Source organism: Streptomyces sp. NPDC003697 (assembly GCF_053587115.1).
In genome coordinates, this window is the sequence record NZ_JBSFNN010000144.1 from 1 (window position 1) to 8,476 (window position 8,476).

The following is an 8,476-nucleotide window of genomic DNA, read 5'->3' on the forward strand; positions in this document are numbered from 1 at the left end:
CCGCACAGAACGGAGGAAGGACCACCATGAGTTTCGGTGACCCGAACAACCCCTACGGCGCGCCGCAGGAGCTGCGACCCGGTCGGCGGGCTGGTCCAGATCCCGTGCATCGAGCGCAACGGGATGGCCGCGGTGAAGGCGGTCACGGCCGCCCGCATGGCGCTGCGCGGCGACGGCTCGCACAAGGTCTCCCTCGACAAGGTCATCAAGACCATGAAGGACACGGGCGCCGACATGTCGGTCAAGTACAAGGAGACGGCCCGGGGCGGGCTGGCGGTCAACATCATCGAGTGCTAGGGAAATGGATTCTGACCAGCGCTTTCGTGGTGGAGTGCCGGCTGATCACCCTCGCCCACGCGGAACGAACGGGGCGAATCAGCACCCGGCTCAGGCACCCAGGACGGCTGACGAATCGAGGCTGACCTTTCCCGGTCTGCGGGATTTCATTCCCGACGCGTGCGACACGTACCGGTCTGGGCGACAAACCGATACTCGCGCCGATTGTGAGGCTATACAGGAGGTATGCGCACCATTGGACTCTCGCCCCAGCTGTACCAGATCTGCTTCGAGTCCGTGAACGCTTATCTGTGGCAGGAGACCGACTCACTCACACTGATCGACACCGGTACAGCCGGCTCGGGGGAGCTGATCGCAAGGTCGATCAAATGCTTGGGGTTGTCACCTGAAGACGTGAACCACGTGGTGCTGACGCACGCTCATGATGATCACGCTGGAGCGGCAGCTGAGATCGAGGCATGGGGTGGCGTGACGGTGACAGCGCACCGCCTCGACGTTCCAGTGATCCGTGGGGAGAGGATCGCGGCAGAGCCCGTGTTCGAGGGAGCACCCGAATGGGAGCGGACGCTGTACGAGACCAAGCCCCCGCTCCCGTCTGCCCCGCCGGCACGAGTGGATCGGGTGCTCGAGGAGGGCGATGTGCTGGACTTCGGCGGCGGGGCCCATGTGATCGACGTTCCCGGGCACACCGATGGCAGCATCGCGCTGTACCTGCCGAAGCCCGGCGTGCTGTTCACCGGAGATGCTGTGGCCAATGAGGGCGGGCGGACGATGGTGGGCGTCTTCAACACGGACCGCGACCGCGCGATCGCGTCACTTCACAGACTCGCCGGGCTCGATGTGGACACGGCCTGCTTCGGCCACGGGGAGCCCGTCGTCGGGGGCGCGTCGGCGGCCCTGCGCAGGGCCGCGGACTCCTGCGCCGACTGAGACGGCCCGTCAGGACCAGTCCGGCTGGGCTACGATCTCCAGTACGGCGCACCCGAAGACGAACCCGGCACCGACGCCGGACAGCACCACCTTGTCCCCCGGTCCGACAGCCTTCGATTCGAGAAGGTGACCGAGTCCCGCGATCTGGTCGCCCGCGCCCAGGTGGCCGAGTTCACGCCCGTAGTCCCAGGTTGTCTGGGTGACGCTGATACCGGAGACCTTTTCGATGAGGTCCCAGTCGACCACCGCGCGCCCAGCGTGGGCGTACACGAACCGGGCGACGTCCCTGGTCTCCACGTCCGCGTCTGCCAAAGCCCGGTCCATGGCCTCCTGCTGCCCGTTGCGCAAGGAACGGGCCAGGTCGGCCACGTCCACGCCGGTGCTCAGGTACTGCTTGAGGCGCTCGCGCATGTCGACGGGCCACCCGTGCCCGCCCGCCGCCATGGCCCAGGGCCGCGTGCCGCGGTAGGCGCCCTCGTGCGTGGTGTCGGAGACGACGGACGTGGACAGCAGCCTCGCCACACCGGAGCCCCGCGTGAGGACGAGTGCGGTGGCGCCGTCGCCGCGCGGCAGCCCTTTGTCCGATCGGTAGCGGTCGAACATGGGTGGCTGGTACTTGTCGCAGGTGGTGATCAGGGCGGCACACGGTGCCGGACGGACCGCCAGATGAGCGGCGGCGAGGTCGATCGCCGCGATGGCTCCGTTGGACGCCTGCTGAAGCTGGACCGCCGACCCTCGGCCTCCGACGGTTCGGGCCTGGATGTACGAGGCGGGTGTCCAGTGGTCGAGTCCCTGGTAGCCGACGCTCGTGACATGGGCGACGAGATCGAAGTGCTCGTAGGGCGCCCCGGTGCGGCTCAGTGCGATCCGCGCCGCCTCCACAGCCATGTCCGGATGGCCCATGTCGTCGACCACGCTGACGCTCGCGTAGTCGTCGGCCTCGCACTCATCGGCGGAGTAACGGCCCTCGGCCACCGCAAGCCGGACGTCCTCACGTCGGCCGGCCCAGACCGCGGCCGCGTCGACGTAGACATCGCTCCAACGCATCGTCAACGGCTCCTACTCTGCTCGTACTGGGGCTGCGGACTGTTCGGCAGGGGCCGGACGGGGAGGCGCCATACCGAGTGCGGTGACCGCGCTTACGCCCATGCAGAGCACGATCGCGTACCAGACCTTCATGAAGGCGGTGTGTGTGTCGTCGTAGGTGGCAGGAGCGCCCATGAGTGCGACGAAGAGGCTGACGCCGAGCACCGCGCCGACCTGACGGCTCATGTTGACGATGGCGCTTCCGGTGGCGAACCGCGGCGGGGGCAGGGTGGCGGTGGCCAGACCGATCATGAACGGCAGGGCGAGACCCACGCCGATGCCGCCGATGAACCACCCCGGCAGCAATTCCGTCGCGTAGCCGGGTGTCCGGTCCAACAGCAGGCCCTGGCTGAGCACACTCGCCGCGAGGATGACGCACCCGATGGCCGCTAGCCGACTCGGCGGCACACGCTTGGCGAGCCTTCCGCCGACCGCGGTGGCGAAGGGGACGACCAGGGGGCCGGGAACGAGCGCCAGACCGGTGCGCAGGGCCGAGTAGTGCCACACCTGCTGCATCCACAAAATGGCCGCCAGCAGGTTCGCGGCGAAGGCGACGCTGAACACCAGAGCGGTCAAATTGGCCCAGGCGAAACTGCGGACCCGCATCAACGCCGGTTCCACGAGCGGGTTCTCGTGGCGCAGCGAACGCAGCCAGAAGGCGCCGCAGGCCAAGGCGCCCGCGATGAGCACCACAGTGGAGCGCAGCGTGGGCCAGGTGTTGACCTGAACCATGCCCAGGGCCACCAGGCCGATGCCGGCGGTGAGCAATACGGTGCCGACGATGTCGGGCATCCGCTCACCTCGTTCGCTGCGCGAAGCGGGCAACACCTTTGCGGACACGGCGACGAGCAGGGCGCCGACAGGAAGGTTTACCAGGAACACCCAGCGCCAGGAGACGGTCGTCAGGAGGCCTCCGGCGACCGGCCCCACGGCCGCGGCCAAAGCACCGGTGGAGGCCCAGGTACGGACGGCGCCCGCGCGCCGTTCGGGCGGGAAGACCGACAGCAGCAGTCCGAGACTTGCCGGGGTGAGCATCGCCGCACCGGCCGCCTGCAGAAGCCGGAAGACGATCAGCATCCACAGCGAGGCCGACACCGCGCATCCCACGGACGCACCGGTGAAGAGGGCGACGCCGGTGAGGAAACCCGCCTTGCGGTCGTGCCGGTCGACCAGCCGGCCCAGGGGCACCAGGAGCGCCGCGAAGATGATCGCGTAACCGTTGAGCACCCAGGACACTTGGGACAGCGGTGCGTGGTCGAAGGCCACGCTGATCCTGGTGAACGCCACATTGACGATGAACAGGTCCAGGCTGGCCATGAAGGCGGCCAATGACAGGATGCCAAGTGCCGCACCCGTGTGCACCGTCCTGGGCTTGACTGTTGTGGGAGACAAGGATTCCGTGTCCGTTCGCCGTAGGGCCATGGGCGCGCGTGACAGGCGCGTCGACACTGTAGAACCGGGCGGGCGGGATATCCAGGCAGCCATGAGCCTGGTAGTCCGCGTACCACGACGACTCATGGGCATTAGTGCCCATGTCGGAAGTTTCCATGGGCACGGACATGGCCGGATCAACGCGCCGCTGGCCAGATCCAAGCCCTGGCGAAATCTTTACAGCCACCACCACATCCTCTTCGGTTGAAAATTCACCCACTTCCTCGAAGCCGCGCCGGATCGAACTCCCTTGCAGACTTCGGCAGCAGCGAGTTACCTTCTGTTGTCACTTTTGGACATTACGGGGGCGAGGATGTCTGATTCCGAGTTTCGTCGACGGGAACGTGCCCATTTTCTGCGTACCCGTCGCGAGTCGATGAAGCCGGAGGCGGTCGGCCTGCCGAAGGGCCCGCGCAGGCGCACTCCAGGGCTACGCCGGGAAGAGGTCGCTGTGCTGGCCGGTGTGAGTCCCACCTGGTACACGTACCTGGAGCAAGCAAGGGACATCTCCCCCTCGCACGAGGTGCTGGACAGCCTGGCCGACATACTGGCGCTTTCGGAATACGAGCGCTTATACCTCTACACCCTGTCGTATCCCGCACCACCGCAGACGGCGCAGCCCAGCCACCGTTCGGCCGTCATGGAGAACCTCACCCAGGTCGTCGAGTCGCTCGCCCCGCTCCCCGCGTACCTGTGTTCGCAGGCCGGCGATCTGATGTCCTGGAACAACGAGACAATCGACTGGTTCGGGGACTTCGCCACGCCTTCCGCACCCCGACCCAACCTGCTGGTGTGGATGTTCACCTCGAAGTGCGCGCGGGAGCGCTTCGTGGACTGGCAGGAGCAGGCCAGAGCACTGGTCGCCTGTTTCCGCGTCGATGCCCTCGAATGCCGGGACACCGCCCGGGTCACCTCGTTGGTGCAGGACCTCACCGAGGCCAGCCCCCACTTCCGCCGCTACTGGGACGAGCACGCGGTGGGCAGCCAGGGGGTGAGCCAGTGCACGGTGCGCCATCCACTTCACGGCACTGTGACCATGCGCAGGATCAATCTCAGGCACCAGGCCGCATCCGAGCCGCTGAAACTCGTCATCCACCTGCCGGTCGGCACCCCGCACAAGGAACATTTCCGGACACCTCTCATGCCGCCCAGGCTACGCAGCGTCAGCCCTCCCTGAGACTCCCGAGCAATCCACGACTGCGTCAGCATGGCGCGAGAAGTACCAGGCTGATTACTTTCTGGATAGCCGCCTCCACCTGAGCAAGTCTGGTCGGGCGAGCCGAGTTTCCATTAACGACGAGTGAAAATCGTCGGCCGGGCGGAATTCCAGCTCTGTCGACGATTTTGCTCGCATTTCATTGGGCTGAATCCTCGGCGACGCGTGTCCGAGGCGCCACAGGCTGGTCTGGAGGAATTCTCTTGTTGACACGCCGAACTGTCATACACACCTGTCTGCTAGCGGAAAATGACGTGTCACCCGATCAACGCGTACGTCTCGATCGGCTACGGAAGTCCCGCCTGACGGAACTGGCCGAATGTACCGGAAGTGACCCTCTTTCTTGGGACGCCCGACGCTATCCCGTCCTCGCGGTACTCGCCCCGGTCATGACGTCGACCGAAGGCGAGATCACCTACCCCGGTGACCCCATGTGCCTGTACGCCGCGCTGTCGGTCGCGGTCGACCACGCGCTGCGCTCGGCCCGCCGAGGTGCGGGGTCCGGTTCACCGTTCAGCGACTTGTGTCCCGACTGGGGCGCCGTGCCCAGCCGCCGGGACAGGCTCGCCGCCGACCATTCACTCCGGGAATGGAACGCGGCCGACAGCGTCGTCGACCACACCGTTTTCGATCCCCGGGTCTGGGACGAACGCTCGGAGGCGGACTTCCGCGCGGAACTGCGCCGCCGCCGCCCCAGAGTCCTGCTCGTCAGCACCGTCTCGCCAGGTAATCGCTACGCCTTGGAGATGGCACGAGTCACCAAGGAGGAATTGCCCCACTGTCTCGTGATCTTCGGCGGCCGGCACATCGACGAGACCATGCGGTACCTGCCCGGCGCCGGAAAACTCGTCGTGGAGTACAGCAGTCCGTTACGGGCGATCGATGACCGGCGGGTCGGCCCCGTGGTCGACTTCCTCCTTGCCGGGGAGGGCTATTACGCCCTCGACCTGCTGCTGCGGGCGGTGTCCCTCGCCATGGACCTGGACCGCACTCGAGCCCACCCCGCCGACGTCGTCGACGTCCTCCGCCTGCTCGGCGAGGCCGGGGAGCGCATCCCAGGCTCCTCCCTGATCTGCGGGATCACAGAAGACGCCGTGCACGCCTTCCCAGCCCGGGGCCCGGCCTTCGACCTTGCCGACCTCCCCTCTCCCTACCAGGGCTTCGCGATCCGCTCCCGCTTCCCCGTCTTCCCGCTCGCCGACGGCTCCCCTGCCCGCACTGCCCACCTGACGGTTTCGAACGCCTGCCCGTACCACTGCGACTTCTGCTCCGAGGCGGCCACCGTGGTCGGCGGCCTGAAAAGGTTCGTCCGCGATCCGGCTGCTGTCGCCGTCGAGCGGATCTGCGAGTACGTCAGCTACGGCGCCGAGGCGGTCTTCTTCGACGACTCGATCTTCTGGTCCGGGACGTTCCCCGTCATCCGGGCTTTCTGCGACCAACTCAGCGCCGTACGCCAGGCCCAGAGTCCCGACGACCTGCCTCCCGCCTGCCGCAAGTGGATCACCGAGGACGACGACTGGCAGCGGCTGCGCGGACTGCAGTTCGGCGCCCAGGTCACCGTGGATCTCATGACCGCCCTGCACAAGGAGGACGATGTCCGCCAGGTGCTCGCCGCCATGCGTGAGGCCGGCTGCACATACATCTACATGGGCATCGAGAGCATGGCCGCCGAGGTCATGCAGCACGTGCACAAGAACGTGCGCCGCGTCGCGGGCAGACCGTGGAAGGCGAAGGTTCGCCGGGCCCTGGAACTGATCCGCGAGGCCGGCATACCCGCGGGCAGCTCGGTGCTGTTCGGCCTCGAAGGGGAGACCAGGGAGACCATCGAGGAGACCGTCCAGGAAGTCGGACTCCTCATCGACGACGGCCTGCTGAGGCTCGCCAGCCCGAACATCCTCACCTACCACCCGGCGACCGCGATCACCCGCGCCCACGGCATGGCCGACCAACTCGACTATCACTCCCCACAGGTGGAGAACCGGCCACCGTACGTCTACTTCGAGGAGGCCTTCCCCGGAGTGGTCTCCCAGCGCCTGACCGAGGACGACATCTGGTTCATCCACGAGTCGACGGCGAAACGCTGGGGCACCGTCCGCAACTCCGCAGCCCCGGAGCAGCGCAACACCGTCTGATCCCGTCCCCTCACCGCCGTGGAGCCCAACCGTGCACAGCATCATCGACACCTTGCGGACGATTGTGGCCGAGCGCAGCCACGACGTACCCGACGACGACTTCCGTCTACGCGCCCTGTGGGGCGTGGACTACCGCTCCCAGCCCACCGCCTACGAGCGGTTCATGGTCTACAGCTTCGTCCTGGCACAGACGGTTCGGCAGGGCTGTTGCTACGCCGACTTCGGCACCGTCTCCGTGAACGCGGACGGCGACGCGCTGATCGGCGGTGACGCCCGGGAGACCGTCGGCCGCACTGACGAGGAGAGCATCGCCATCCTGGACGCGGCCTTCGGCGCACTCCCGCACGACCCGCAGCGCAGGCTCGTCATCGACGGACGCCCCTCCGACAAGGCTCTGGCCCGGGCCGAGGTCATCGTCGAGGAGACCCTGCGCCAGCTGCGCCGCACCGGCAGCGGCAAGCGCATCGCGCAGATCGGCGTCATGGGCAACCTGGTCCACCTGCTCCAGCAGGAGAACGTCACGCTGGCCGCCAGCGACTTCGACCAGGAGCTGATCGAACACGGCATCCTGGGCGTGCCGGTCCACCACGGCGACCACAGCGCGGAGCTGGTCGCCGACGCCGACGTGGCCCTGGTCTGCGGCGAGACCCTCGCCAGCAACACCCTGGAGTCGTTGGTGACCGCGGCCCGCGAGAACGACACCCGCCTGGTCGTCTTCGCCGTCTCCGGGTGCCACTTCGCGCAGGAGTACGTGCATACGTTCGGGATCGACGCGGTGGTCTCGGAGCCTCAGCCGCAGTACCTCTTCCAGGGGCCGTCGCTGCTGGAGGTGTACCGACGGGAGCGCTGAGCGCCCACGCCCTCGCGCGACTCGCACGCCGATGGCCGCACCCCTCGAAGGGGGTGCGGCCATCGGCGTAGGTGCAGCCATGCGGGCGACGCTCTCGCTGCAGTCCTTACGGCATGAGTTCCGTGTGCAGGTACTCGGCGAGTTCCAGGGTGGTCGGGTAGTCGAAGACGAGCGTGCTGCTCAGCCGCAGGCCCGTGAGTGCATTGAGACGGTTGCGCAGCTCGACGGCGGTGAGCGAGTCGAAGCCGAGGTCCATCAACTCGGCCTCCACGTCGACCTCGGTCACCGAGTCGTGTCCGAGCACTGCGGCCACCTCGCCCCGGACGGTTTCCAGCACCATCCGGGCCCGCTCCGGCTCGGCCAGCCCCGCGAGCCGCGCCTTCAGACTGACGGGCACCGCCGGCTCCGACCGTCCGTTCACCTGCTCGACCAGGCCGTTGAGGACCGACGGCAGGTGGCCCTCGGCGGCGGCTGTGCGCAGCGCGGCCGGATCGAAACGGGCGGCGACAACCACCGGATCCTCGACCGCCAACG

7 protein-coding genes and 1 pseudogene are annotated in these 8,476 nt (G+C 67.4%); 5 read left to right on the forward strand and 3 right to left on the reverse strand.

Features of this window, described 5'->3' with window-relative positions; genetic code table 11:
• Positions 1–69: 69 nt before the first annotated feature.
• Both ACWDNY_RS30770 and ACWDNY_RS30775 read left to right on the forward strand, forming a co-directional pair.
• A pseudogene (locus ACWDNY_RS30770) lies at positions 70–297 on the forward strand (L-serine ammonia-lyase, iron-sulfur-dependent, subunit alpha); the annotation flags it as partial.
• Positions 298–522: 225 nt separating this feature from the next.
• Positions 523–1,227, forward strand: a complete 705-nt coding sequence (locus tag ACWDNY_RS30775; protein ID WP_451649097.1) for an MBL fold metallo-hydrolase — start codon at positions 523–525, stop codon at positions 1,225–1,227.
• 9 nt (positions 1,228–1,236) lie between these two features.
• On the opposite strand, the gene ACWDNY_RS30780 is transcribed toward ACWDNY_RS30775, so the two are convergent.
• Positions 1,237–2,274 (reverse strand): ketoacyl-ACP synthase III family protein, encoded by a 1,038-nt coding sequence (locus ACWDNY_RS30780; RefSeq protein WP_451649098.1) that lies wholly within the window; start codon positions 2,272–2,274, stop codon positions 1,237–1,239.
• A 12-nt stretch (positions 2,275–2,286) separates the two neighbouring features.
• Positions 2,287–3,675 (reverse strand): MFS transporter, encoded by a 1,389-nt coding sequence (locus tag ACWDNY_RS30785; protein ID WP_451649099.1) that lies wholly within the window; start codon positions 3,673–3,675, stop codon positions 2,287–2,289.
• 382 nt (positions 3,676–4,057) lie between these two features.
• Here ACWDNY_RS30785 and ACWDNY_RS30790 point away from each other — a divergent pair, with 382 nt between their 5' ends.
• From ACWDNY_RS30790 to ACWDNY_RS30800, 3 genes are all read left to right on the forward strand, one after another.
• A complete protein-coding gene (locus tag ACWDNY_RS30790) occupies positions 4,058–4,921 on the forward strand; it encodes a helix-turn-helix transcriptional regulator (protein WP_451649100.1) in 864 nt (287 codons plus the stop codon).
• Between the two features lie 428 nt (positions 4,922–5,349).
• The gene (locus ACWDNY_RS30795) at positions 5,350–7,092 is read left to right on the forward strand and encodes a B12-binding domain-containing radical SAM protein (RefSeq protein WP_451649101.1); all 1,743 of its coding nucleotides are present in this window, start codon (positions 5,350–5,352) and stop codon (positions 7,090–7,092) included.
• A 31-nt stretch (positions 7,093–7,123) separates the two neighbouring features.
• Positions 7,124–7,942: a Rossmann-like domain-containing protein gene (locus tag ACWDNY_RS30800; protein ID WP_451649102.1), complete on the forward strand. Its 819-nt coding sequence runs from the start codon at positions 7,124–7,126 to the stop codon at positions 7,940–7,942.
• 106 nt (positions 7,943–8,048) lie between these two features.
• Here ACWDNY_RS30800 and ACWDNY_RS30805 read toward each other — a convergent pair.
• Positions 8,049–8,476, reverse strand: a 428-nt coding sequence (locus ACWDNY_RS30805; RefSeq protein WP_451649103.1) for an acyl carrier protein, incomplete at its 5' end; no start/stop codon positions are given.

Excerpts from the sequence above, each read along its gene's own strand:
- ACWDNY_RS30775 (WP_451649097.1), top strand. The coding sequence starts at position 523 with ATGCGCACCATTGGACTCTCGCCCCAGCTGTACCAGATCTGCTTCGAG.
- ACWDNY_RS30780 (WP_451649098.1), bottom strand. The coding sequence starts at position 2,274 with ATGCGTTGGAGCGATGTCTACGTCGACGCGGCCGCGGTCTGGGCCGGC.
- ACWDNY_RS30790 (WP_451649100.1), top strand. The coding sequence starts at position 4,058 with ATGTCTGATTCCGAGTTTCGTCGACGGGAACGTGCCCATTTTCTGCGT.
- ACWDNY_RS30795 (WP_451649101.1), top strand. The coding sequence starts at position 5,350 with ATGACGTCGACCGAAGGCGAGATCACCTACCCCGGTGACCCCATGTGC.